17 protein-coding genes are annotated in these 25,053 nt (G+C 56.4%); 11 read left to right on the top strand and 6 right to left on the bottom strand.

Going from position 1 to position 25,053, the window contains the following annotated elements; translation table 11 throughout:
* The first annotated feature begins 1 nt into the window (after position 1).
* From AC0L8N_RS12680 to AC0L8N_RS12695, 4 genes are all read left to right on the top strand, one after another.
* Positions 2-3,109: an efflux RND transporter permease subunit gene (locus AC0L8N_RS12680; RefSeq protein ID WP_473668046.1), complete on the top strand. Its 3,108-nt coding sequence runs from the start codon at positions 2-4 to the stop codon at positions 3,107-3,109.
* On the top strand, positions 3,106-4,533 hold the full coding sequence (locus tag AC0L8N_RS12685; RefSeq protein ID WP_473668047.1) for an efflux transporter outer membrane subunit: 1,428 nt from the start codon (positions 3,106-3,108) through the stop codon (positions 4,531-4,533). The genes AC0L8N_RS12680 and AC0L8N_RS12685 overlap by 4 nt, the downstream gene beginning before the upstream one ends.
* Positions 4,534-4,880: 347 nt before the next feature.
* Entirely contained in the window at positions 4,881-5,564 is a 684-nt protein-coding gene (locus AC0L8N_RS12690; RefSeq protein ID WP_473668048.1) for an ABC transporter ATP-binding protein, read from the top strand.
* Positions 5,533-8,067 carry an ABC transporter permease gene (locus AC0L8N_RS12695; RefSeq protein ID WP_473668049.1) on the top strand — a complete coding sequence of 845 codons (2,535 nt, stop codon included), beginning with the start codon at positions 5,533-5,535 and terminating at the stop codon, positions 8,065-8,067. The genes AC0L8N_RS12690 and AC0L8N_RS12695 overlap by 32 nt, the downstream gene beginning before the upstream one ends.
* 451 nt (positions 8,068-8,518) lie before the next feature.
* On the opposite strand, the gene AC0L8N_RS12700 is transcribed toward AC0L8N_RS12695, so the two are convergent.
* Together AC0L8N_RS12700 and AC0L8N_RS12705 are read right to left on the bottom strand one after the other, a co-directional pair.
* On the bottom strand, positions 8,519-9,784 hold the full coding sequence (locus AC0L8N_RS12700) for a PEP-CTERM sorting domain-containing protein (protein WP_473668050.1): 1,266 nt from the start codon (positions 9,782-9,784) through the stop codon (positions 8,519-8,521).
* Positions 9,785-9,976: 192 nt separating this feature from the next.
* Positions 9,977-10,126: a hypothetical protein gene (locus AC0L8N_RS12705; protein ID WP_473668051.1), complete on the bottom strand. Its 150-nt coding sequence runs from the start codon at positions 10,124-10,126 to the stop codon at positions 9,977-9,979.
* A 183-nt stretch (positions 10,127-10,309) separates the two neighbouring features.
* Between AC0L8N_RS12705 and AC0L8N_RS12710 the strand changes: the two genes are divergently transcribed.
* From AC0L8N_RS12710 to AC0L8N_RS12725, 4 genes are all read left to right on the top strand, one after another.
* Entirely contained in the window at positions 10,310-11,161 is an 852-nt protein-coding gene (locus tag AC0L8N_RS12710; protein ID WP_473668052.1) for a hypothetical protein, read from the top strand.
* A gap of 432 nt (positions 11,162-11,593) precedes the next feature.
* On the top strand, positions 11,594-12,646 hold the full coding sequence (gene hflK, locus AC0L8N_RS12715) for an FtsH protease activity modulator HflK (RefSeq protein WP_473668053.1): 1,053 nt from the start codon (positions 11,594-11,596) through the stop codon (positions 12,644-12,646).
* Positions 12,643-13,602, top strand: a complete 960-nt coding sequence (hflC, locus tag AC0L8N_RS12720; protein ID WP_473668054.1) for a protease modulator HflC — start codon at positions 12,643-12,645, stop codon at positions 13,600-13,602. The genes hflK and hflC overlap by 4 nt, the downstream gene beginning before the upstream one ends.
* Positions 13,603-13,886: 284 nt before the next feature.
* Entirely contained in the window at positions 13,887-14,894 is a 1,008-nt protein-coding gene (locus tag AC0L8N_RS12725) for an MBL fold metallo-hydrolase (RefSeq protein ID WP_473668055.1), read from the top strand.
* Positions 14,895-15,044: 150 nt separating this feature from the next.
* Here the strand turns inward: AC0L8N_RS12725 and AC0L8N_RS12730 are convergent, their stop codons facing one another.
* Complete coding sequence (locus AC0L8N_RS12730; RefSeq protein ID WP_473668056.1) at positions 15,045-15,308, bottom strand: hypothetical protein; 264 nt, start codon at positions 15,306-15,308, stop codon at positions 15,045-15,047.
* Positions 15,309-15,413: 105 nt separating this feature from the next.
* The gene (locus tag AC0L8N_RS12735; protein ID WP_473668057.1) at positions 15,414-15,944 is read right to left on the bottom strand and encodes an HD domain-containing protein; all 531 of its coding nucleotides are present in this window, start codon (positions 15,942-15,944) and stop codon (positions 15,414-15,416) included.
* 435 nt (positions 15,945-16,379) lie between these two features.
* Here AC0L8N_RS12735 and AC0L8N_RS12740 point away from each other — a divergent pair, with 435 nt between their 5' ends.
* From AC0L8N_RS12740 to AC0L8N_RS12750, 3 genes are all read left to right on the top strand, one after another.
* On the top strand, positions 16,380-16,952 hold the full coding sequence (locus AC0L8N_RS12740) for an ECF-type sigma factor (protein WP_473668058.1): 573 nt from the start codon (positions 16,380-16,382) through the stop codon (positions 16,950-16,952).
* Between the two features lie 29 nt (positions 16,953-16,981).
* Positions 16,982-19,444 carry a protein kinase domain-containing protein gene (locus tag AC0L8N_RS12745; RefSeq protein WP_473668059.1) on the top strand — a complete coding sequence of 821 codons (2,463 nt, stop codon included), beginning with the start codon at positions 16,982-16,984 and terminating at the stop codon, positions 19,442-19,444.
* Between the two features lie 215 nt (positions 19,445-19,659).
* A complete protein-coding gene (locus AC0L8N_RS12750; RefSeq protein WP_473668060.1) occupies positions 19,660-22,212 on the top strand; it encodes a hypothetical protein in 2,553 nt (850 codons plus the stop codon).
* 71 nt (positions 22,213-22,283) lie between these two features.
* On the opposite strand, the gene iolE is transcribed toward AC0L8N_RS12750, so the two are convergent.
* Entirely contained in the window at positions 22,284-23,183 is a 900-nt protein-coding gene (iolE, locus tag AC0L8N_RS12755; protein WP_473668061.1) for a myo-inosose-2 dehydratase, read from the bottom strand.
* A gap of 10 nt (positions 23,184-23,193) precedes the next feature.
* A complete protein-coding gene (gene iolD, locus AC0L8N_RS12760) occupies positions 23,194-25,053 on the bottom strand; it encodes a 3D-(3,5/4)-trihydroxycyclohexane-1,2-dione acylhydrolase (decyclizing) (protein ID WP_473668062.1) in 1,860 nt (619 codons plus the stop codon).

Raw genomic sequence — 25,053 nt, forward strand, 5'->3', positions numbered from 1 at the left:
CATGGTTTTGTCGGATCTATCAGTCACGCGGCCTGTCTTTGCCTCAGTGCTTTCATTGCTGCTGATCGCATTTGGCCTGATGTCCTACTCCAAATTGTCCATGCGTGAATACCCGGACATCGACCCACCTGTTGTCTCGATCGATACCAGCTACGCCGGCGCCGCCGCCAATGTCGTTGAGACCCGCATCACCGAGGCTATTGAAGATCGCATCTCCGGCGTCGAAGGTATTAAGTACGTCTCCTCTACGTCATCGGACGGGCGCTCAAGGATCAATATCGAATTCGATATCGGCCGTAATATTGAGGACGCTGCCAACGACATTCGTGATCGTGTATCCGGCATCGTTGACAACTTGCCGGAGGAAGCCGACCCACCGGATATCCAGAAAGCCGACTCCAGCGACGACGTCATCCTGTGGATGAATCTGGTCAACGAAAACATGGATTTGCTGGAGTTAACCGACTACGCCAAGCGCAACTTGCAAGACCGTTTCTCCGTAATTCCTGGTGTCGCGCGCGTGCGCATTGGCGGTGGCCTGGAATACTCTATGCGAGTCTGGGTTGATCGCAACAAGCTCGCAGCGCGCGGGTTGACCGTGCAGGACATAGAAGTAGCGCTGCGAACGGAGAACGTGGAGCTGCCGGCCGGTGGCATCGAATCGGAGAAGGTTCAATTCACGGCTCGCGTTGAACGCGGTTACCGCACGCCGGAAGACTTCAAGAACCTGGTTATTGCCAAACGAGCTGACTATTTGGTCCGGCTGGGCGACGTGGCGCGTGTCGAGAAAGAGGCTGTCGAAACCCGTACGCTGTTCCGCGGTAACGGATTGCCAATGGTTGGACTCGGCATCATCAAGCAATCCAAAGGCAATACGGTTGAAGTCGCACAAGGCGCGATAGAGCTTGCCGCCCGACTGAGCCCGAACCTGCCGCCCGGCATGGAAATAATTCCTGCCTACGATACGTCCGTATTCATTCGCGGCGCTATCGCTGAAGTCTACAAGACACTTGCCATCGCAATGTTCCTGGTTGTCAGTGTGATTTACCTTTTTCTCGGCAGCTGGCGGGCGATGCTTGTCCCCGCCGTCACCGTTCCGGTCTCGTTGGTGTCGACGTTTATCGTGCTTAATCTGGCTGGATTCTCCATCAACCTCCTTACCTTGCTGGCACTGGTATTGGCGATCGGACTCGTTGTGGATGACGCTATCGTTGTGCTCGAGAACATCTATCGGCGAATAGAAGAGGGCGAGCCACCGCTGTCTGCAGCGTTCCACGGTACGCGGCAGGTGGGTTTCGCTGTCATTGCAACCACTATCGTTCTGGTCGCGGTATTCGTACCCATTACATTCCTCGAAGGTGACTTGGGTCGGCTGTTTTCCGAGTTCGCCATCACGATGGCTGCAGCGGTGAGTTTCTCCACCTTCGTGGCCGTGACGCTCTGCGCGATGATTGCCTCCAAGGTCTTGCGAAAGGCGGAGAAGAGCAGGTTTCACAATCAGGTGGACCGCCTGTTCGACAGGTTTTCGGCGGCCTACGGTCGTGCGCTGACCTGGGCGCTGCGACGGAATTCAGTTGTGATAGCCGGGTTTGCTGGCGTGGCAGGGCTGTCGTTCTTTCTCTTCAACGCTTTGCCTTCCGAATACGCACCCAAAGAAGATCGTGGTGCATTTTTCCTAATGGTTAATGCGCCAGAAGGCAGTTCGTTTGAATTCACCAAAGAGTACATGGAGCAAGTTGAGCAGCGCCTGCTGCCCTATATCGAGGCGGAGGAGTTGCATCGCGTGATCGTGCGAGCGCCGCGCAACTTCGGTAACTCAACGACATTCAACGATGGCATCGTTATCAGTGTTATGAATGACTGGGCCAGTCGCCGACCGGCCGACGAAGTCATGGCGGAGATTTCTCAGGCCATGTCGGACTTGCCCGGCGTGCGGGCGTTTCCGGTTATGCGGCAGGGCTTCGGCGGCGGTACGCGAAAACCCGTGCAGTTTGTATTGGGTGGCGGCACTTACGAGGAGCTGGCGCAGTGGCGCGATCTGTTGATAGAGAAAATCGAAGAGGACAACCCCGGGCTAACGGACATTGACAGCGACTTCAAAGAAACCAAGCCGCAGCTCAAGATTGCTATCAACAAGAACCGCGCCGGGGATCTCGGCGTCAGCAGCCAGATCATAGGCACAACGTTGGAATCGATGCTCGGTTCCCGTCGCGTGACCACGTATATCGATAACGGCGAGGAGTACGACGTTATTCTGGAAGGCGAGCGCGACTCTCAGCGCACACCAACGAACATGCAGAATATTTACGTTCGCTCCGATACCGGTGAACTGATCCCGCTATCCAACCTGGTTACTATCACGGAGTTTGCGGACTCGGGCGATCTGAACCGCTACAACCGAGTGCGCGCCATAACGCTTGAAGCCGGGTTGGCCGATGGCTATGTATTGGGTGATGCGCTCGATCATCTGCGTGAACTGGTACGTTTGCACCTGCCGGGCGATGTGACCATCGACTACAAAGGCCAGTCGCTGGACTACCAAACCAGTGGCTCATCGCTGATGTTTGTCTTCATGCTCGGCTTCGTCATTGTGTTCCTGGTGCTTGCGGCGCAGTTCGAAAGCTATATCCACCCGCTCGTTATTATTCTGACGGTCCCGCTCGCCATGACAGGTGCGCTTACCGGGCTTTTCATTACCGGCAATTCACTCAACGTGTATACCCAGATCGGGCTGATCATGCTGATCGGCCTGGCGGCGAAGAACGGAATCCTTATTGTTGAGTTCGTCAACCAACTGCGCGATCAGGGCATGGAATTTGGCGAGGCGTTGATTACGGCAGCACAGATCCGTTTGCGCCCGATCATGATGACGGGTATCACGACGATCGCCGGATCGCTGCCATTGATTCTGTCTACTGGTGCTGGCGCCGAATCCCGCGTAGCAATTGGTGTCGTTATTTTGTTCGGTGTCGCATCAGCAACGGTGTTCACTGTCTTCATCGTGCCGGTGGCCTACGACATACTGGCACGCAACACCGGCTCGCCCAGCGATGTGAAACGCGAACTCGAGATTCAGGACAAGAACCGGCAGGCAGGCGCTCCCGCATGATTCGACAACTGTTTTGGGCATGCGCCGCACTGGGCGTGGCAGGGTGCACTGTAGGGCCGAAGTATGCCGAGCCCGTTGAGGAATACTCGGATACGTGGTCACACGAAGAGAGTTCAGCCGGCACCAGGGTCACATCGTCAGACGCGATCAACACGCAGTGGTGGAACGTATTCGAAGATCCGCTTCTTGAGCAGTTCATTGCCACCGCAGCCGAGCACAATAAAGACCTGGATATCGCGATGGCCAACGTGCGAAGCGCGCGTGCTTTACGACAGATCGAGCGCAGTTCCCTTCTGCCGAGTATTGGTGCCTCTGTAGGAGGTAGTCGGACCAAGTCCAGCGCGGCCATCAGCTCGTTTAACAGTGGCCAGATTCGCAACACCTATGATGCCGGGTTTGATGCATCGTGGGAGATTGATCTGTTCGGCGCCAACCGACGCGCACTCGAAGGGTCTGACGCACGCGTTGGCGCCGCTATTGCTAATTATCAGGACGTCATGCAATCGACGCTGTCGGATGTTGCGCGTACCTATTATGAGGCGCGCGGCTTGCAGAAACGCATTGCGAACACGAAGCAGAGCACGCAGCTGCTGAAAGAAACCTTCGATGTCGTTCGGGATCGCTTCACAGTTGGAGAAACCAGCGACTTTGATTTGTCGCGTGCGCAGAGCGAGTACGAACTGACGCATGCGCGCATCCCCAATCTGGAAGGCGAGCTCAAGGTCACTATCTACACGCTGTCCGTTCTGTTGGGTCGGCCACCCGAAGCATTGCTGGCAGAGATGGAAAGCGTGCAGCCGCTGCCCGTTCCTCCTGACATGGTGCCTGTGGGCTTGCGCTCTGACATTTTGCGGCGCCGCCCGGACATTCGAGCAGCCGAACGGGCGCTTGCTGCTTCCGTTGCCGATATTGGCGCGCAAACAGCCGAGTTATTCCCGAGCTTTTTCCTGACCGGCGATATCGGTTCGCAGGCGCGGGTATTCGGCGATCTTGCGAACAGCAGTGCTGGCGTTTGGTCATTGGCATCATTTTTTCAGTGGTCGGTTTTTGATGGTGGTGCCATTCGCGCCCGGCTTGAATTGCAGGAGGCCGAAAGTGTTGCGGCGCTCGCGCAGTACGAGAAAAGCGTGCTCGAAGCGTTGCGCGATGCTGAAGCGGCCTTGTCGCGCTACGCCGAGGAGCTGGAGACGCGACAACGACTGGCGAAAGGCGTGCAAAGCCGGCGAAAAGCAGTGGCGCTGGCGAAAGACCTGTTTGATGCGGGCGAAGAGGATTACCTGGCTGTTGTCGATGCAGAACGGCAACTGATTGCCAGCGAAGACGATCTGATCATCTCCGAAACCAATTCAATTACCAAGCTGGTCGCACTGTTCGACACGCTCGGCGGTGGCTGGGAAACATTCAGCCAGGACGCAATGGACTGACTGGCGATAGTTGTCAGACCAGCTGTGCTGGTGCAGACCGTACAGAACGCATCGAAGCACCCGGAGTAGTTATGAGCCGAATCGTGCGATTTTGTCAGGGTCACGTGCAGTCGATTGCGAGCGTACTTTATCGGCATGGCTCGTTATGAAGTCTGTAACGTTCGTTCTGTCCGCACGGCGATCAGTATTTACCTGATACCGGATTTCTCTATTCCCTTACCGCGCCTGAGCACCCGCTATTGGTGAGCTGTCAACGATGGTCTTGCGATACGCCAAACGTTGTAAAGCGCCGTGACCTCGCAACTCAGGAACTGTATCGTTAGGCCGTCCTGGCTGATGGCGAAAGCATGCTCCAAACCAACGAATTGCGAATGTCTTATCCGGACGATGCCGGAGGGCTCGAGGTGTTATCCGGAGTCACCGTGTCCATCGAAGACGGTGAAACGGTAGCCATTATCGGACCGTCAGGTTCCGGCAAGACAACGTTGCTGGTACTACTGGCGGGGCTGGAACAGCCGGAAAGCGGCACGATTGAAATTGGCGGTCATCAAATGACGGGGCTTGATGGCGATGATCTGGCCGACATTCGACGCGACACCCTCGGTATCGTATTTCAGTCCTTCCACCTGGTGCCCAGCCTGACGGCGCTCGGCAATGTCATGCTGCCGATTGAAATCGCCGGGCGTGACAAGGCCCGCGAACTCGCCCGCGCGATACTGAACCGTGTTGGTCTCGCTGACCGGGAAGGCCACTATCCGTCGCAACTGTCCGGTGGCGAGCAACAACGAGTCGCCATCGCCCGGGCACTTGTGCATACCCCGCGCTTGCTGCTGGCGGACGAGCCTACCGGTAACCTCGACGTACAAACCGGTGAGAAGATTATCGAACTGCTGTTTTCACTGAATAAGGAGACGGGTTCGACAATGGTGCTGGTCACGCACGACAACGAGATTGCGAAGCGCTGCCAGCGCATTTTTCGCCTTACCGACGGCAAATTGAATGAAGTCGAGATCCCGACACTTCCTGCTTAGTTTCGCCTGGCGCGACCTGCGGGCGAGCGGTCCGTCGCTATGGGTGTTCTGCGCCTGCCTCGTGCTGGGTGTTTCTCTCATCGTTGCAACCGGCGGGTTGTACCGACTGATTAACGACGGCTTGCTTGCGGATACACGGCAGCTGCTCGGTGGCGATCTCGAGATCGATGGCAACGAGCCGCTCCCCAACGACGTACTGACGTGGGTCAGCGAACGCGGTGACGTCTCACTGGTGACGGAAGTCGACACCATGCTGGGCACGGACAGTGGAGAGTTTCTGCGGGTTGAATTGCAGGCAATGGACGCTGCCTATCCGCTGTACGGAACGCTCACCTTGAGTCCGGAGATGCCATTGACCGCCGCCACGGCGGAGGTCGATGGCCAATGGGGTGTGGCCATCGATCCGGTGCTGGCAGAACGCCTTGGCCTTGGTGTCGGTGACGAAGTGTTCATTGGCTCGCAAAACATGCGTGTGCGGGCGCTGGTAATGAATCAACCGGATCGGGCCTTGAATGCCGAATGGCGTGGCGCGCCGGTGCTGCTGGCGGAAGAAGCGCTTGAGTCCACGGGGTTGATGGGCACAGGCAGTCTCGCGGATTACGACTACCGGATACGCACCGACGTTGATCCAGTGGCGTGGCGCGCTGAATTTCGTGCGGCTTTTCCCGATGCAAACTGGCGGGTCAGAACGTTCGAAGATCGTGGTCGTCGCATCGCTGAGCGCCTCGGGCAACTGGCTTCCGGGTTGATGATCATCGCGCTCAGCACTCTGTTCATCGGTGGGCTGGGTGTCTTCAACAGTATTCAGGCGTACCTGCAACGCAAGCGCCAAACCATTGCCACGCTGCGTGCGCTGGGCCTGAAGGAAAAAGGTGTGGCGACGATCTACCTGTTGCAGGTTGCCATCATGAGCAGTGCTGCGAGTCTCGCGGGCGCGGTGTTAGGCGGTGGCCTGGCCTTAACGGGAGCTGCCGTGGTTGCCGGTGAACTGCCACTGGCGACTACCGCTGGCAGTCTCGTCTGGCCCGTAGTCGCGGGGCTGGTCTTCGGCTTGCTGACCGCATTCGTGTTCGCTATGCCTTCTGTTGGACGGGCGACTACCGTTGATCCGGCCAGCTTGTTTCGCGGTATGGGCAACAAGCTGGTGAGTCTGCCTGTGCGCTGGCTGCTGACGACGGCAATCGTCACTGTCTTGCTCGCCGGCATGGTGTTTGCCGCACTGCCAGACAAGTTGTTCGCACTGGGTTTCGTTGTGACGGTCGGCGTTCTGTTGCTGCTGCTTGATGTAATCGTCCGTGGCACCCGGCGTCTGGCAAAGCATATTGATGACAGCCCGTTGCTCGCAAAGCGGTTCGAATGGCGCCTGGCACTGGCCAACCTGCACCGACCCGGTGCGCCGCTGCGGACCATGTTGCTGTCGCTGGGTTCTGCGCTGACGCTGTTGGTCGTTTGCACGATGATTGTTTCTTCGCTGCTGCGCACGCTGAACAGCACCATACCCGCTGAATCACCGTCGCTCGTTCTGTACGACGTGCTCGACAATCAACTCGATGCTGTCGTCAATGCAATTAAATCGGACAGTGACAAGGTAAGGGTTGAAACCACGCCCCAGGTTCGTTCGCGAGTAATGGCGGTTAACGGTGTGGCGCTCGGCAGCCGCTCGCCGGCAGGTCGCGAACGGCAACGCAATGCTGTGCAGGAAGAATACGATCTCAGCTATTCGGCGAACAACATCGACGATGTCACTATTGTCGCTGGCCAATGGTGGACGGAAACAACGCCTGTACCTGCGCGGTTGGCGCTGGAAGATCGCGAAGCCGAGCAACTCGGAGTCACCGTTGGTGATGTCCTTACGATGACTGTATCGGGGAGTACCTTCGACCTGCAGTTGGACGCCGTATTCAGCCAGAAAGGAATACAAACCCGATTCTGGTTCGAGGGCATCGTGTCCGAAGGTGCCCTTGATGGCTACGTGCACCGCCATGTAGGTGCAGTGTTTGCAGATGACGACACGGCCATCGCGGCACAACGGCGAATCGCCGCAGTTGCGCCGACGGTGGTTACCGTGCGCACGGCTGCGTTGCTTGAATCAGCGCGCAGCATTCTCGGCAAGGTGGCCGCTGCTTTGTCCGTCGTCGCCGGCACGGCATTGCTGGCCAGCGCTCTGGTGCTCGTCAGTGTCATGGCGGCCGGCCGCAACCGGTTGATCTACGATGCCACAGTGCTGCATTCGCTCGGTGCAAGGCTTAGTTCGATTCACCGCAGTCTGCAGCTCGAATACTTGTTACTGGGATTGGTGACCAGCATTGTTGCTGTCATGCTGGGTTCGGCAATCGCGTACCCGCTGCTCGTACTCCGGCTGAAACTACCAACCGACGACCTGGTCATGTACGGGTTCCTGGCAGCGGCGGGGACGAGCGGCTTTGCATTAAGTATGGGCGCCCGCTATTTCCTGCGCCGTCTGCGCTTGCAGCCTGCGACGTTGTTGCGTGGTGCTAACTGAAGGTATTCACAGTGGGGTTCCCGATTCTGCGCGTGGCTTTTTCAATACTCGTTATCGAATCGACAGACACGATTCCGCAATTGAAAACCAGAAAAGTAAGCTGAAAGCTTAACGACCGTGGTTAAACCCTATTCCTCGTACAGTGTGTAGTCGCTACTGGTCATCTGTGCTGCTCGACAGCTGGATGCACGAAGTGTTGATCGCTCTCTGCTAAAGAGCAAAATTCACATTGTTCGTGAAGGCCATATCTGAATCATCAGCCAGGCTGGGACTGGTGACAGTAGACAAAGCATGATGAAAGCGCGAACACTTTGACATAGCGTTACTTCTCTATAAGTGGATCACGGGCGGTGAGGCCGCATAGTCATCGGTTACGTCGTTAGTCAATTACCAGCGGAAAAAGACTACTGGAAAATTTGCAATCTGAATTAGCGGGCAAAATTCCGCCTCATCAGTTAGGCAATCTCTTCCGTGACCTGCGCCGGGATAATCCTATTCCCATCAATCCCAGGCTCAATAGTGCGAGCGTGCCGGGTTCGGGAACCGACTTGCTGTCATCGTTGTAAATGTTGAGAATGCCGGCTGTTCGCGGATAGTAGTCGGCCGAGAACAGCGATACCGAAACATCGATCCAGGACCCGTCTGACAAAAAGCCCGTGAGCCAGTCGTCCTCAAGTTTCAGGTCCCAGCCGAATACCGAAACTATGGTGTTGCCGAAGATGCCGAAACCGTTCCCCATGTTTTCGTAGCCGAACTGTCCCCCGGATATTTCGATGGCGACTCCGCCGCCCAGAGCCCACAAGAGCCAGCCGTCATCATTTCCGCCGATACCCGCATCAAACGAGCCTCCTGAAATTGAGATCGAACCACTTTCAGAGCGCACGTTCAGTGCGTTGCCGCCTAGATTGCCTCCATTGCCGCCTGAGAACTGGCCGCCGGATATCTCGAAACCTATGCCGATGGCGCTATTGTAGATGCCATGCCCGCCGGACTGGCCGCCGTCTCCGCCCCTAATCTGCCCCCCAGAAATAGTGCCAGCAAGGCTCTCGTACCCAGTGCCCCCGAGACCGTTGCCACCCAGCTCCCCCCCATTTCCTCCGCGTATCAGTCCACCATTAATGTCGAGACCGAATACCTCGTCTGCGCTGCTGTTGCCAATTCCCGCGCCGCCAATCTGGCCGCCATCGCCGCCAACGACCTGTCCGCCGTTCACGGTGATCTCTATGCCGCCGGACGCTCGGCGTTCTACACCCATACCGCCCCGGGTTTCGCCGTACCCGCCGATCAACCGGGCGTCGTCATTGACCTCCACACGGCGCATGCCACCACTCAACGCAGCGCCGCCTCCTGCTTGTCCGATGACAAGCGCATTATCGTGGGCGATAACGGCATCGTCGCGATCGGCCCAGGTCCAGTAGTTGATCCCACCGTTGACGGTCGCATTGCCGGTTAATCTTACTGTGCTTGCGCCTCCCAAATAATGCCGTTGTATCGCCGGGTTCATATTCGTTGATTGAACATATGCACCCTGGGTCAGAGACAGGTCCGAGCCGTTCCTCAGGATGATGTTGTCGAACGTCACGGTACTCACGTCGTGAGTAAGCCCGTCATCATAGACAATGTCGGAATATGCAAAGCTCGCGAAAAGCGTAAAGCCAATTCCGCACAGTCTTGGCAGGAAAGACGAATGTAACAGTCTGGGCAGATTCGCATGCATGAACGTTCCTCGAATTTTTGTATGCGCTTTCAATGCGAAACAACAAGCAATTTTCGGTCCAAAACCGTAAGACACTGAATTGTAATAACGTATCAAAGTAAGACCATCAGCTTGAAGGTCGACATGCAAAGAATACCGACGTTCTTCGTTCATCTTGAAATTAATTAGTCACAATATGAAGTGTGAATTGCATCACACTCTTACGTGCTTGAGAGAGCGCGTCAATGTGCCAACGATCTGGAAAATGGATACAGTGAGCAAACTCGTATCCACCCTGAAAATAGCCAGGAAACAGTGCTGGTTCACACCAATTTCCGGCACCATGGCAACATTCTCCGGCATGGTTCTCACAAATGGCGAATTGGGCCGCGTACTCGTCCAATACAGGCTGTATGCATTCTTAGATGGCGGGAAACTACTGCCGCGAGCAACTGTATGAATCTCAGAGAATGGGAGAAACGTTGGGCCCGGATCGCTGGTATCCAATCAGTTCGCTGTAACGGCTTGCGTTCCAATGGGTCCGAAATGATGAATGACGTTGGCCGTCTGGCAGCGTGTAGTCTCAGCGGAAATTCGCGGCTCGAAACTACGCTTGAAAAGGCACTTATCAGCAGCCCACCTGTGCAACAATACCTATTGCTTGATGTTAACTGGCGAAGTTTACTGATGACAAGAGTAATCAGGCTGATCAATTCGTGGCGTAACGATTCCAGCAGAACGCTGGCAACTGCTTTGATGTTGATTTTGCTTACTATTGATTTGGTGTTCTTTGTCCTGCATTTCCTGCCGCTGTTCGGCGTGCTCAACAACCCGCTTTTCTCATTGGAAGAAGACGGTGGCTATCCCGAGCGATACCAGTACCTAAAGATTTTTTCGATAGTGGTATTGCTTCTTCTGGTTTCCGCAAAAGTCAAAGTGATCGGTTATAGCGTGTGGGCTGTTCTGTTCCTGTATCTCCTCCTCGATGACGCGCTGAGCATTCATGAGTCGTTCGGTCTCCACGTCGCTACGAGCCTGAACTTCTCGCCAGCTTTCGGCCTGAGGGCGAGAGATTTCGGTGAGTTGGTCGTGACGGCAATCGCGGCAACATTGCTTCTGGCACCGCTCGCGGTTTTCTATGTGCGTGGATCCATTGGATTCAAGTTTGTCTCCAGGTGTCTTTTCCTGCTACTCGTTGCATTGGCCTTCTTTGGTATTTTCATAGACATGCTGCACGTTGCGATCGATCAGGGCTGGAAAGTCAGTTTCTTGCTCGGAGCCCTGGAAGACGGAGGTGAGATGGTCGTAATGAGCGTAATGGCTGCGTACGTCTTCCTGCTTTATCACCGCAATGGAAATATTGGTGGTCTTTTGCAGTCGCCAGGTCAACGCGTTTAGCGATCTAAGGTCCGGTAAGGCTTGACTAGTCAGCTAAACCCACTGACTATGGTTGACGAATCAGCAGGGCTTCACGTCCAGCTCACTAAACGATACATCTCTGATTCTAGAGACACCGCGGGCGTAGACCGTTGAGGTGGCCAGTTTTACTACCTGCCTAATGGCGTCGTAGCTAACAGTGGTCTGATGCCAATCGGTGTTGCCTGCAGAAAACGATCACTGGTTCGTTTTTTGTTTCCGCTAGCGGCTTTCTGGACTCCCAAATGAGCATTCGCCAACGATCGGCGGCCGGCAGTTCTTGTCGGTCGGGTTCGATATCACGTCGCGAACGTGCTGACCGGTACGCGATCGAACGTGCCGAAAACGAAGGTATGACTGACAACACGGCCTGGACGAAAGCGAGGCCGAGTACAACCACGAGGACAACAAGGTATGTCACCACAGACAGGTAACGGCAGCGGACCATTCCGCCGCGGTAATGATCCAGCCGCCGATCTTGAACGGATAATCGGTCAGGGACAGGAACGACTTAAAGAAGTATTGCCGGCTGGCGGCCCAGGCACTGCCATACTGTTTATCGTCGCCGCCGCACTACTGTTCGGCGCGTGGACCTCGTATTACACGGTTCCCAGTGATTCCGTCGCAGTTGTTCAGCGCTTCGGCAAGTACGCGAAGAATGTGCAGCCCGGATTGCACTTTAAACTTCCGCTTGGCATCGATACGGCAACGATCGTGCCGGTGAAACGGCAGTTGAAACAGGAGTTCGGTTTTACGACACCCGGCGCTACGGATCCGCACCAGAGCCCTGTAGATGGCAAGCGCGAGACGGAGATGGTGACCGGCGACCTCAATGCCGCTCTGGTGGAGTGGGTTGTACAGTACCGGGTCTCGGACCCGGTAAAGTTCTTGTTTGAAGTGCGTGAACCGAGCGCGACGCTTCGTTACGTGTCCGAATCCGTGATGCGGGAAGTTGTCGGTGATCGCACCGTTGATGAGGTGATCACGATCGGGCGTCAGGAGATTGAATCAGAGGCGCTGGTCAAGATGCAGGAGCTGACAACCAAGTACACGATGGGAATCAGTATCGATCAGGTGCAGCTAAAGAATATTAATCCGCCGGGTCCGGTGCAGGAGTCGTTCAACGAGGTTAACCAGGCTCAGCAAGAGAAAGAAAAGCTTATCAACGAGGCGCGTCGTGACTACAACAAGGTCATTCCTCTTGCCGAAGGCGAGAAGGACCAGCGCATTCGCGAGGCGGACGGCTATCGACTCAAACGCATTAATGAAGCAGAAGGTGATGTTGCCCGATTCAGCGCCTTGCTGGAGGAGTACAGCAAAGCGCCGGAAGTAACCCGTCGTCGCATCTACGTCGAAACGTTGCAGGAAGTGCTACCCGCCATTCGCTCGAAGGTCATCGTTGATGACAAGGCACAGAGCATTCTGCCTCTGCTAAATCTCAATAACGAAACTGTGGAACGGCCATGAATAAACTAACCGCATTGATGGTACTGGCGGCAGCTGCCTTCCTGGTGATGATGAACTCTGCCTACACGGTCAGCGAAGTCGAGCAAATTATAGTTACGCAGTTTGGCAAACCTGTCGGCGAGCCAGTTACGACGGCAGGCCTGAAGCTGAAGATTCCGGTCATACAGCAAATAAACACGATCGATAAGCGCGTGCTCGAGTGGGATGGCAGTCCGTCGGACATGCCGACCAAAGACAAGCTCTACATTTCTGTTGATCTGTTTGCCCGTTGGAAAATCACCGATCCGCTGCAATATTTTCTAAGACTGCGTGATGAGCAAAGTGCCCAGTCGCGGCTTGACGATATTCTGGGCAGTGAGACGCGCAACGCTGTTGCGAAGCACGAGCTGATTGAGATTATCCGTACCACGAAGGACCGTGAGCCCTTGCGTGACACGTTGTTAACTACCGCTGAGCGCGAGCTCAATATGGGCGCGTTGGTTCCGATTCAAAAAGGTCGCCAGCTAGTCGAAGAAGAAATTTTTGCGGCAGCCGCCGAAAAGGTTCAGGTATTCGGCATAGAGTTGCTCGATATACGCTTCAAACGCATCAACTATAACGAGAGCGTGAGGCCGAAGATTTATGACCGCATGATCAGTGAGCGACGACAGATTGCCGAACGGTTCCTGTCAGAAGGCAATGGTGAAGCGGCTCGTATTCGGGGCAATCGTATTCGTGACCTCAACAAGATCCAGTCCGAGGCGTACCGGGAAGTCGAGGAGATTCGTGGGCTGGCGGACGCCAAAGCTACTGAGATTTATGCGAGCGCTTACAATCAGAACGCGGAGTCGGTTGCGTTCTACGAATTCACGCGCACGATGGAATCGTACAAGTTCATCATTGCCGACGGCACGACACTGGTTCTGTCTACAGACAGCGAGCTGTTCAAGTTCCTGAAGGGCATGGATCCTGACTGAATGAGCGCTTACCGCCCATTCATCTAACCAGGCTCGTTGCAGTTGACCTGTCGATAGTGTGACCGGTAGACAGGGTTCCGCTTGGACGAGGGCTGGTCGAAGCTGGCAGAGGAAAACTGCGGTGGGCCGGTACGCAAACAGGCGGGCCATATGGCCCGCTTGCTGTCAGCGGTGTGAATCGCTTTGTGTCGCCTCTATTGCGTCTATAATCCTTAGCTAAATCATGTTGTGCGGCTCTTATCGGCATACGGTTTGCGCGGTACAGCGCTCAGCAAAAGGATGCTATGACCATTACGCCAACCGTATTTCGGGTTCGCTTTCTTTGCGGACTGCTGCTTTTTTCGTTTGTGCTGGGGCTGAATGCCTGCGGTCATGCACTCGCACCGGACTTCGCCGTTCAAACTCAAAGCGCCGTAGTAGAGCTGCGCCAGGGTCCCACTCAGGCGGAGCTGGATGCGCCGACCAGGATAGTTATTCTCGGCACGGGAACGCCGATACCCGATCCGCACCGTGCCGGTGCCAGTATTGCGGTGATTCATCGCGGTGAGTCGTATCTGTTCGATGTCGGTGCGGGATCCGTTCACAACGCGACCATTGCCCGCTACAAGTACGACATTCCGTCGCTCTATCCAACCCAGATTGGGCACGTATTTGTTACGCACATGCACAGCGATCACACGCTGGATCTCGTTGAAGCGGCCTATACGATGTGGTGGCGTCGCCCGAGCGGCCTGGCCGTTTATGGGCCGAGTGGTATTGCCGAGATGGTCGAAGGCATGCATAAGATGATGGCGCCGGATACGCGTATCCGGATGTCGGGAACGCAACCGATACAGAACGCCGATGGCCGCCGTGTAAATGTTACCGAGATCGAAAGCGGCGTGGTGTTGGAGAAGGACGGCATCAAGATCGAAGCCTTCGCCGTGAACCACGGTGATGTGAGGCCGGCCTTCGGCTACAAGATCACTACGGCGGACCGCAGCATAGTCATCTCCGGCGACACGGCGGTGAGTCCTGAGCTACAAAAAATGGCGGCGGGCGTGGATGTGTTGATTCATGAAGTGATCAGCGATACGGGCCTCGCCAGCAACAGCGCCGGGTTCCAGGCGTACCACAAGCGGTCACACACGCCAGCATCATATCTGGGACAACTGGCCAGCAACGCCAAACCGGAGCTGCTGGTGTTGTACCACGGCCTTTACTACGGTGAAGCGGAAAGCCTGATCGTTGATGAAGTGAAAGTAAGCTACAGCGGTGCTGTCATTCTTGCTGACGATCTCGATATTCTTTAGGCGCGTCGACGCTTGCGTCTGTCCCGAGATGCTGGCTTAGCTTTCCGTGTTTTTCTCATACTTCTGCAGCTTCTGATATTAGGACTGCGCCAGTACGAGCGATTTCTGTCGCTCCGTTCGCACACTGTCCAGGCGCCACATCAGGCGCGATCATTGGTTCGAATCGATGTTGCGCTGGGCGACCAATAGCCGGTAGGCAGTTTGTACCGTTTCTGCAGACGGTGTGTGGCATACGTCGGTCAGTGCAGCCGAACGTCTTGAGTTCAGATCAAACAATTCGTCACGGGCCGACGACGCCATCCTATTCAGATTGGCGATGTCGCCGTGATCGTTTTCGATCTTGACTGCAGCGTAGTTCGCAAGTCGAGACAGGTCGGCGATGGCATCCCCGGCCACAGACTCGCGCCTCGCCACAAGTCGTTCATGTCTGGCAAGGACTGCGCTCGATTGCAAATGGAAAAACGGGAAGCGACTCCCGCAGCGACGTGGGGTGATATTTGGATTGCGGCGGTGAATCAATCACTGCCCGGCATTCTCCGACAGCCACTCTTCGACAATTGCCTTCGCGCGACACAGCAGCTCGGGGTGCCCGTCGCCAAGTTCATCCAGCAACAATCGCTTTTCCTGCATATAGACCCTGGCGAACCTTGGGTCGTGCGCCTGAATTGACGCGGAGTTGTCAATCAGGTCCGCCAGTTTGATGGTATGTACGCGCGCGTCACCGCGGGCAATATGCTCACGGTCGATTCGTTTGCGCTGTGCCCGGTTTCCGTCTTCGGGCCTTGATACATCGCTCAGGTATCGCACAAGGTAGGCGACATCGCTGCCAAAGCTGTTCTCTATGTCGGCGAGCGTGACTGCAGTGTCTTCAACTGTGTCGTGCAAATACGCTGCGGCTATCATGGCCTCGTCATCCACCACACTCGCAACCAACATCGCGACGCTTTCAAGGTGCACGGTGTACGGTCCGCCCGTGTATTTGCGACGTTGCTCAATCGCATTGTGCGCAGCGAATGCGAACGCTTTCGCGCTGGATACCAGGTTGCTCATGCCGTATTTCCGGGAAAGATCACGAAGGGACCCGGACATAATAGAGTAGGGAAGGCGGCGAACGCTAACCAGACGTAGGCCGCGATTGGTTTCGTGATCTAACAGCAGTTGCGTCGGCATGGTTTTTCGACCCCGGCCGAAACTGCAAACCTTAGAGCGTTCGAATTTGTAACCGGCGAACTGACTGAGCATCTGCACGTGACTCGCGCAAGTGTCTCTGGCTCTCCGTTTTCACTCTCGCACGAACGTCGGGTGCAAAATAGTAACCCCTGAACGGCCTCGAACGATGGTTGGTATTCCGGCTGGTCGATCGCGCTTGTCGGCTCACTGTCACTTCTGAAATCACTTTGTGAATGGTGTGAATCACATCTGCGTCCGGGCAATATTGCTATACTGCAACGACTACTAGGTCTTCAGGACAGTCTGAGCGCGGATGTGAAAAACGACACCAATATTGACCGTCTGCTAGAGGCTGCATCGACAGGTGATCCTGATGCCAAGCATGAGTTCTACGAGTGCATATACGGCGAATTGAAATCACTGGCGAGTTCGCATCGTCGACGGTGGACGGGCAATGACACGCTGAACACTACCGCGCTGATCAACGAAGCCTATGTCAAGCTGGCGAAGACCGAGCTGAGCGGTTTTAACGACCGCAGCCATTTTTTTGCCACCGCATCCCGTGCGATGCGCCAGATCCTGGTCAATTACGCCCGGCAGTTTAAAGCGGCAAAGCGCGGCGCAGACCCGATCAAGGTGACGTTCTCCGAAGCAATGTTGCACAGTGAACACACGCTGGACGATTTGCTGCACATCAATAATCTGCTTGACGACCTGCAGCGGGACAACCCCCGTCACTGCCAGATATTTGAATGCCGCGTATTCGGCAACATGACCATCGATGAAACCGCAGCCGTTGTTGGTGTGTCGGCCGCGACAGTGAAACGGGATTGGGTATTCCTCAGCGCCTGGATTTACAGGGAACTGCAGATCGATCCCGATACCTGAAGTCTCAGCCTGCATTTAATGGGTGTCGCATGCCGCTATCCGAACGCACAAGGGAACTCTTCGACCACGCGCTGGAGCTGGATGAACCGGCCCGCGCACAGTTTCTTGATGATGTCTGTGGTAATGATCAAGTGCTTCGTGCCGATGTTGAATCGTTGCTTGCCGCGGCCGATAAATCCGGGGTTTATTTCGAGCGTTTTTCCGCCGAGGTAGGTTTGCCATCACAAGAGGCTGTTGACAGCCCTCTGCCGGCAAATAAGCAGGTTGGACAGTGGCGTTTGCTGAAACTGATCGGACGCGGCGGCATGGGGGCTGTGTACCTCGCCGACAGAGCCGATGGTCAGTTTGAAAAACGTGCCGCTCTTAAAGTTCTGCCCATTGGTCTGAGCGATGAGCGCTCGCGTGCGCGTTTTCTTACGGAGCGCCAGATTCTCGCTCGACTGGTACACGACAATATTGCCCGGTTGCTGGACGGCGGCGTTACGGAAGACGGCACCCCGTACTTCGTCATGGATTTTATCGACGGCGTACCTATTGATCGTTTTTGCAACGAACAGAAGCTGGGCATTCGTGACCGTTTGTTGTTGATGCTGCACGTTGCCCGAGCGGTACAATTCGCGCACCGTAACCTGGTCATCCACAGGGACTTGAAGCCCGGCAACGTGCTGGTCGAGTCGTCCGGGCACGTGAAGCTACTCGACTTTGGTATCGCCAAGACACTCGAACCGAATGACGACGAGCCACAACTGACGCGCCATGCGCTGCGACCGGTAACACCGGCGTTCGCAAGTCCGGAGATGTTGAGCGGGGCAGTTGTTGATGTCACCACAGACGTCTATTCACTTGGTGCGTTGCTCTATCTCTTGTTGACCGGCAAAGCACCGCTCAGCTATGACGGACTCGGTCTCGTTGAAATGCAAACGCATGCCCGGGAGTTTTCGCCAAACGCTGTCAGTCAGCTGAACCCGCTGGCAAGCAGTGACATCGATGCAATCGTTTCAAAGGCACTGGCAAAAGAAAGTGCACTGCGCTACGAGTCGGTGCAAAGCTTTGCCAATGACATCGAGAATCATCTGGACGGCTTGCCGGTGACCGCTCGACCACCATCGGCGTGGTATCGCATGCGCAAGTTTGTGGGTCGACATCGGGTTGCGGTTGCGTTCGGACTCTTCGCTGCAATCAGTATCGCGACCATTGCAGGCCTCGCAGTAACGTCCGCTATTCAATCCGATCGGCAGTCGCAACAAATTGCCCTCGCGCTGACCCGCGCGGAACGCACCAAAGACTTCCTGATCAGTATCTTCGACGCTGCCGGGCCCGGTCGGGACGCCGCCGAGCTCACGGCTCGCGAAATACTGCTTGCCGGCAAGCAGCGAATAGGTGAAGAGCTCGGCGACCAACCGGAAGTGCAGGCCGATTTGTTAGGTACGATTGCCGGCGTATACGGCTCGCTCGGTCTTTCCCGCGAATGGCGGGAAGCACTGTCGGAGGAAGTGCGCTTGCGGGAGCAACTGGCGGGTTCCAATAGCCAGGAATATGTCGATGCGCTGCTCTTTCTGGCTCAGGCAGAAGAGCAGGATGGCGAGTACGACATTGCGCTGGAACACGCTTTGCAAGGTCTGGCGCTCCAGGAGCAGCTTGACAGCCGATCGGGGCAGGGCACGGCGCACTTTCGTCTGGCCCGAATCCGCCACCTGCAAGGGGACTTCGAGCTGGCGAACTCGGGTTACCGTGAGGCGCTGGCGATTTTCGAGAGCGAACTGGGTGGCGACAGCGAGCAAGCGGCCGAGGTAAAAATCGGTTTGGCTACTTTGCTGAATCATCAGCAGCAATATGCAGCCGCGCAACAGTTGTTGTCCGAAGCCATGGGAACCTACGAAAGTCTGGGCTTGATGGACCTGCCACAACGTACGGATATCTACCTTGCACTGGCGGAGTCGTTGCACAAGTTGAATCGATTTGATGAGGCAGTGGCAATTCTGAACCAGGCGTACGCAAAGAATGAGAGCCTTGTGGGGCCGGATAATTCGTACAACATGTTTGTTGTGAATGCGCTGGGTAAAGTAGCGATGGATCAGGGCGACTTTGACCTGGCCGCGAGCAGCTTTGCCGAGGCAGGGCGGCTGGTTGAGTTGTTTACCCCGCAAAGCCCAAACCTCGGTTTCGCCATGGCAAGACTTGGTGAGACGTATCTGCGCAGTGACCGGTGCGATCGCGCGCAACCGGTTTTGCAGCGGGCCGAGCAGCTGTTTCAGGAACGGCTGGCCAGTCACTGGCACCTTGGTGTAGTTCGGTGGCAGTTAGGTCTTTGCCTCCTTGAAACGAAGGACTACGAATCGGCGGAAGAACTGATACTGAGTGGTCTTCGAACCATTGAGGCTCAATGGGGCAGGGAGCACGAAGCCACCCGGGATGCACTGGCAGCCGCCGACAGATTGTATGCCGCGTGGGACAGGCCGGAGCAGGCCGACCACCTGCGGCAGAATCCCTGACCCAACGCCGGCAAGATGTCGGCTGGCGGCATTCGCGTGCTGGCTGTGCCGTTCTGCGCGCAACGAAGCTCTCTGATCAATAAGGCAAAAGCCCTGCCGAAACAGTGAGTGCTGCCGACCGGCACGCCCAGCTGATGAATTTCTCAAACGGTGAGCCACTTTCAGGCCAATTCGTGTTTGTACTACCAGCGAATACCCGATTAGAGGACTCAGCCGTGAAACCTGATTGCAATGCCCCGCGTTCCTGCCGTCTGCGAACTGGCACGACATCGTCGTTCGTTCTGGCAATGGCCTGTGCCCTGTTACTTGCCGCATGCGGTGGTGGTGGTGGCGGAGGGGGTGATACGCAGGCTCCTCCTCCGCCACCGCCACCACCACCGGCGACAGATACGACGCCGGATGCCTACGCGTTCACCAATCAGTCCGACGTTGATCAGAATGCCGAGATCGAGTCGGAGCCGGTTGCGATCACCGGCATCAACGCGGCCGCCTCGGTAAGTATTAACGGCGGCGAATACTCGATCGACGGCGCTGCTTACACGAGCAGTGCGGGCACTATTGATAACGGCCAGGAGATTCGCGTTCGGCTGACATCATCAAGCGCTTTGACGACAACGGTCGATGCAACGCTGTTGATTGGCGGCGTGGCAGCGACGTTCAGTGTGACAACGCTGGCTGACACAACACCGCCACAGTTTTCTGTAGCGTTTCCACCGCAACGATTTCGAACGGATGGGGATTCAATCATCGTACGTGGCACGGCAACGGACGATCTCAGTGAGATCAGTCGTGTCAGCGTGAACGGTGTTTCGGCTGATAGCGATGATGGCTTTGCGACGTGGTCAGCGACTGTGCCATTGGTCCCCGGCGCGAACACATTGCAAGTCGAAGCTGAAGATGCAGAAGCAAACACGGACTCGGCCGCTGTGGCAAACACCAGAAGTGAGCCTTACATTCGCCAACTTCTGGATGTGGCGGTGGACTCCGACACGGATCGAGTCTATGTAGTGGACTCATCCACGACCGAATCTTTCCTTTCTTCGATTGTCGAGTTGGACCTGACAAGCGGCACCCGAACTGTTCTGTCCGACAACAGCTCACTCGACGGGGACCTTCGCTACGGCGCGCTGACAGGTATCGAACTTGATCCGGCCAATGATCGGATCATCGCGGTTGATGGCAATCGGCGAAGGCTGGTGACTGTTGATCGAACCACGGGTATTCCCACAATACTGTCCGCCGCAGGAATTCCGAATGACGAGAATAATCTGGTCTCGCCCAGAGGCCTTGCACTGGATCTTGCTCGCAACCGAGCGCTGGTGGCCGATGTAAGTCTTGGCGCTGTCGTAGCCGTTGACCTGTCGACCGGCGTACGGACGATACTGTCCGATGGCACGACCCCCAATCCCAGGAATGTCTTTGTCAATCCGGCCAGTATCGTAGTGGACAGCATTCGAGATCGTGCGTTGGTGTTAGATGTAAGCACCGACACTTTGCTGGCCGTGGACCTGGCAGACGGGAATCGAACGGTGTTGTCCGCCAATGACTTTCCGGATAGCGACAATGCTTTTGTTAGTCCTGTATCTGTCGAGCTGGACATCGGCCGGGATCGTGCGTTGGTCAGTGACATTTCAAGATCGTCCAGGGGGATGGTGCTGGCTGTTGACTTGACGTCGGGAGTGCGGACTGTGTTTTCTGATAACAACGGTGCTAACACCAATGTTTTCCTGGACAGTATCGATGGCATGTCGCTCGACCCAATCAAGAACCGGGTAATCGTCGTTGGCGCAAAGGAATTAAGAGATGGTAATGCCGAGATACAGGAAATCGATCTGACGACGGGGGTGCGTAGCCGTCTTGCAAGTAACAGCACACCGTCCGCAGACTCGTCATTTGCGGTTCCCACTCTGATCGCATTCGACAGTGGTCGCAACCGCTTGCACGTCTTTGACTTCGAAGAAAGGGCTTTGCTCGCGGTAGACCCGGTTGATGGCGTCGCAAGTATTCTGTCGGACAGCACGGTACCGAATGCCGAGATTCCATTCGTAGATGTGCTGAGCTTCGCTTCGGATGACGCCAATAATCGTCTACTGGTACTGGATAATTTTCGCGATAGACTCTTGGCAGTCGATTTGGATTCGGGCATTCGCACAGTTTTTTCTGACAGTTCAACTCCAAACGCCAGCAATCCGTTCGAGCGTCCTTTATTCGTATCAGTCGACAGTACAAACAACAGAGCGTTGGTACTCGACGTATCGCCCGATCTGCGGCTAATTGCGGTCGATCTTGAGACGGGGGAACGGAGTGTCTTCGCAGGCTCGCTGGATGGGTTATCAGCCGTTAATGGGATGGTTGTTGACCAGGCCAATAACCGATTGCTGCTTGCCCCTTTCAGGGGCGGTTCCGTCGAGGTAATTGATCTCGACTCCGGTTCACACACGGTCTTGTCAGGGGCCGGAATTCCGGACAATGACAATCTTCTCGAGCTATCAAGTGCGATTGCTATTGACACTGCCGGCAATCGCGCGCTTGTAGGCGGTAGCCTGGGGTCCTCAGGTGGAGAGGTGGTGATGGCAGTTGACTTGACCTCCGGCGTGCGGACGCTGTTATCAGGCGGCACGTCCGGAGGGCCAGCGAACGAAATAGCGCAGCTTCGCAGAATTTCGGTGGATCCGGTTACCGGTCGAATCTTTGTAGTGGATGCGCTTGAGGCCGCGGTCTTCGAGATTGACCCGGTCAATGGCCAGCGTGTCATATTGTCCCGTTGACACAAACGGCGTGACAATGTGCAGAGCCATGCTTTGGGTGCGATGTTCGTGTAGCTGTATGCTGGCGGTACTTAGTCAGTGACAGCAATCTGCTTCAGTTCACAGAGTTTTCTCAGGTTTCTGGCACCCATAGTGGCGTAGGTCATTGGATCAGCAACGGCCGGGTCCTGCTCGGCCTCGACCACCAGCCAGCCTGCGTAGCCAGACTTCTTCAAGCCGTCGAACAGCGTAGCAAAATCGACATCGCCATCACCCGGTACGGTGAAGACGCCATTCAGTACGGCGTCCAGAAAGCTGAGATTGCGGTTCCGGGCATCACGGCACACGCTCATGCGCACATCTTTGCAGTGCACGTGATTGATTCGGTCAGCGTAACGTTCTTGTATCACGACCGGATCGACGCCGGCGAAAGTCAGGTGCCCGGCATCCAGCAGCAGGCCGACACTGGGTCCGGCATGCGACATCAGTGCATCGATATCCCGTTCGTTCTCCACGACGGTGCCCATGTGATGGTGATAGGCCAGTTGCACACCTTGCGACAGGCAGTAGTCGCCGAATTCTGTGAGCTTCCTGCCGAACATGACCCATTGTTCGTCGCGCAGCTGAGGGCGGTCGGAGAGAGAGGCGCTGCGATCGCCGTGCACGCAGCCGGTCACTTCGCAGCAGACCATTACCGTGGCGCCCAGTGATTTGAGCAAGTTGAGGTGCTCGCTGCAGGCGGCGATTTCTTCCAGAACGGAACGCGTCATCAACCGCAGGCTGTACCAGCCGGATACAAGACGCAGTCCGTGGCCGTCCAGTATCGGCCCAAGCACTTCCGCCTGGCGGGGAAACTTGTTGCCGAGCTCGAACCCGGCATAGCCGGCCAGCTTGCCTTCGCGGAGGCAGGTGTCGAGCGACGTATCCGCACCCAATGATGGGAGGTCGTCGTTGGTCCAGGTGAGGGGGTTAATGCCAATTCGTACGGTCATCTGTGCGCCATCAATAAGGTTGTTTTTGTTTGCCGGCTTCGTAGTCAGCCCGTGCCGTGTTGACCGACTGTGCTGTCGATACTTCCGGCACGGCGACATCCCACCACTGTCCGCCGTCGGTAGTCGTGAACGGGTCGGTGTCCAGTGCAATCAGGTACGTACGATCGGCGTTCTTTGCCCGGTCGATAGCCGCTTCCAGTTCAGCGATACTCTCGACTTTTTCAGATAACGCACCCATCGCTGCGGCGTGCCCGGCAAAGTCAATCGTCGGGGCTCCCGCGTCTGCAGAAAGGCAGTCGTCAAGCAGGTTGTTGAACGAGGTGTTGCCAGTGGCGTTTTGCAGCCGGTTGATACAGCCGAAGCCGCGGTTGTCCAACACCACGACGATGAGTTTTTGCCCGAGCATGACGCTGGTCGCCAGCTCCGAGTTCAACATCATGTACGAGCCATCGCCAACCAGGACGATCACATCGCGATCCGGCTCCGCCATTCTTACGCCCAGTCCGCCGGCAATCTCGTAACCCATGCACGAATAGCCGTATTCAACGTGGTAGCCCTTGCTGCGATCCGTGCGCCACAACTTGTGCAACTCGCCAGGCAAACCACCGGCGGCACAGACCACAATATCGTCCGCATCGGACGCGCGTTTCACCGCGCCCAGCACCTGTGCATCGGATGGCAGTCTGGTCCTTGTTTCTATGCCGGTGGCTGCGGTTACCTGGTCGTAGTAGTGGTTCCAGCCGGCGATGCCGTTGCTCGCTCGTTGCTGCCACGCCTGTTCTGCGCGCCAGCCGGGCAAACCCTCGCTCAGTGCGTGCAAGCCTTGCCGCGCATCAGTCACCAGCGGCAGAGCGTTGTGTTTGTTCGCATCATGTTTGGCAACATTAAGCTGAATGAGCCGGGTTGCCGGGTTGCGGAACAGGGTTCGGGACGCCGTTGTGAAATCCTGCAGCCGGGTGCCGACCGCGAGAATGACATCCGCGTTCTCGGCCAGCTCGTTGGCCGCGGTGGTACCCGTTACGCCAATGGCGCCGACGTATTGTGGGTGATCCCAGGCCAGTGCCCCTTTACCTGCCTGCGTCTCCGCCACGGGTACTCCGTGCGTTTCCGCAAAGCTCCGCAATGCGTCGGTGGCCTCCGAATAATGCACACCGCCGCCGGCAATCAACAGGGGGTTGCGCGCGGACTTCAATGTGGCAATTGCCTCGGCCAGCTCGCGGGCATCCGCGGGTTGGCGACGCAGGTGATGAACCGTTTCTTCAAAGAAGCTGGCAGGGTAATCGAACGCTTCTGCCTGGACGTCCTGGCACAGTGCCAGCGTTGCCGGGCCGCAGTCTTCTGCGTCCGTCAGTGCGCGGATAGCAGCGGGCAGGCTCGTTATGATCTGTTCCGGACGGGCGATTCGATCGAAGTAGCGGCTCACCGGTCGGAAGCAGTCGTTGGTGTTCATACCAGGATCGCCTGCCCACTCAATTTGCTGCAATACAGGGTCGGGTGTGCGCGAAGCGAAGACATCGCCGGGCAGGAGCAGGACCGGCAGCCGGTTGACGTGCGCGAGTGCCGCCGCAGTAACCATGTTGGCGGCACCGGGTCCGATGGAGGTTGTGCACGCCATCATGCGGCGCCGGTTCCTGGCCTTGGCATACGCGATGGCCGCGTGCGCCATGCCTTGCTCGTTGTGTCCGCGGTAAGTTGGCAGGGAGTCTCTGACCTGATGCAGTGCTTCTCCCATACCGGCAACGTTGCCGTGGCCGAATATGGCGAAGACGCCCGCAAACAGCGGTTCGATATTGCCGTCCACTTCGGTCTTCTGGGCACACAGGTACCGAATGAGGGCCTGCGCCATAGTAAGTCGAATTGTTTTCGCCAT

The organism is Woeseia sp. D3-10, from assembly GCF_055809415.1.

What these genes read in the sequence shown, in the direction of transcription:
- AC0L8N_RS12680 (WP_473668046.1), top strand. Translation starts at nt 2, where the DNA reads ATGGTTTTGTCGGATCTATCAGTCACGCGGCCTGTCTTTGCCTCAGTG.
- AC0L8N_RS12685 (WP_473668047.1), top strand. Translation starts at nt 3,106, where the DNA reads ATGATTCGACAACTGTTTTGGGCATGCGCCGCACTGGGCGTGGCAGGG.
- AC0L8N_RS12690 (WP_473668048.1), top strand. Translation starts at nt 4,881, where the DNA reads ATGCTCCAAACCAACGAATTGCGAATGTCTTATCCGGACGATGCCGGA.
- AC0L8N_RS12695 (WP_473668049.1), top strand. Translation starts at nt 5,533, where the DNA reads ATGAAGTCGAGATCCCGACACTTCCTGCTTAGTTTCGCCTGGCGCGAC.
- AC0L8N_RS12700 (WP_473668050.1), bottom strand. Translation starts at nt 9,784, where the DNA reads ATGCATGCGAATCTGCCCAGACTGTTACATTCGTCTTTCCTGCCAAGA.
- AC0L8N_RS12705 (WP_473668051.1), bottom strand. Translation starts at nt 10,126, where the DNA reads ATGCCGGAGAATGTTGCCATGGTGCCGGAAATTGGTGTGAACCAGCAC.
- AC0L8N_RS12710 (WP_473668052.1), top strand. Translation starts at nt 10,310, where the DNA reads ATGATGAATGACGTTGGCCGTCTGGCAGCGTGTAGTCTCAGCGGAAAT.
- hflK (WP_473668053.1), top strand. Translation starts at nt 11,594, where the DNA reads ATGTCACCACAGACAGGTAACGGCAGCGGACCATTCCGCCGCGGTAAT.
- hflC (WP_473668054.1), top strand. Translation starts at nt 12,643, where the DNA reads ATGAATAAACTAACCGCATTGATGGTACTGGCGGCAGCTGCCTTCCTG.
- AC0L8N_RS12725 (WP_473668055.1), top strand. Translation starts at nt 13,887, where the DNA reads ATGACCATTACGCCAACCGTATTTCGGGTTCGCTTTCTTTGCGGACTG.
- AC0L8N_RS12735 (WP_473668057.1), bottom strand. Translation starts at nt 15,944, where the DNA reads ATGAGCAACCTGGTATCCAGCGCGAAAGCGTTCGCATTCGCTGCGCAC.
- AC0L8N_RS12745 (WP_473668059.1), top strand. Translation starts at nt 16,982, where the DNA reads ATGCCGCTATCCGAACGCACAAGGGAACTCTTCGACCACGCGCTGGAG.
- iolE (WP_473668061.1), bottom strand. Translation starts at nt 23,183, where the DNA reads ATGACCGTACGAATTGGCATTAACCCCCTCACCTGGACCAACGACGAC.
- iolD (WP_473668062.1), bottom strand. Translation starts at nt 25,053, where the DNA reads ATGGCGAAAACAATTCGACTTACTATGGCGCAGGCCCTCATTCGGTAC.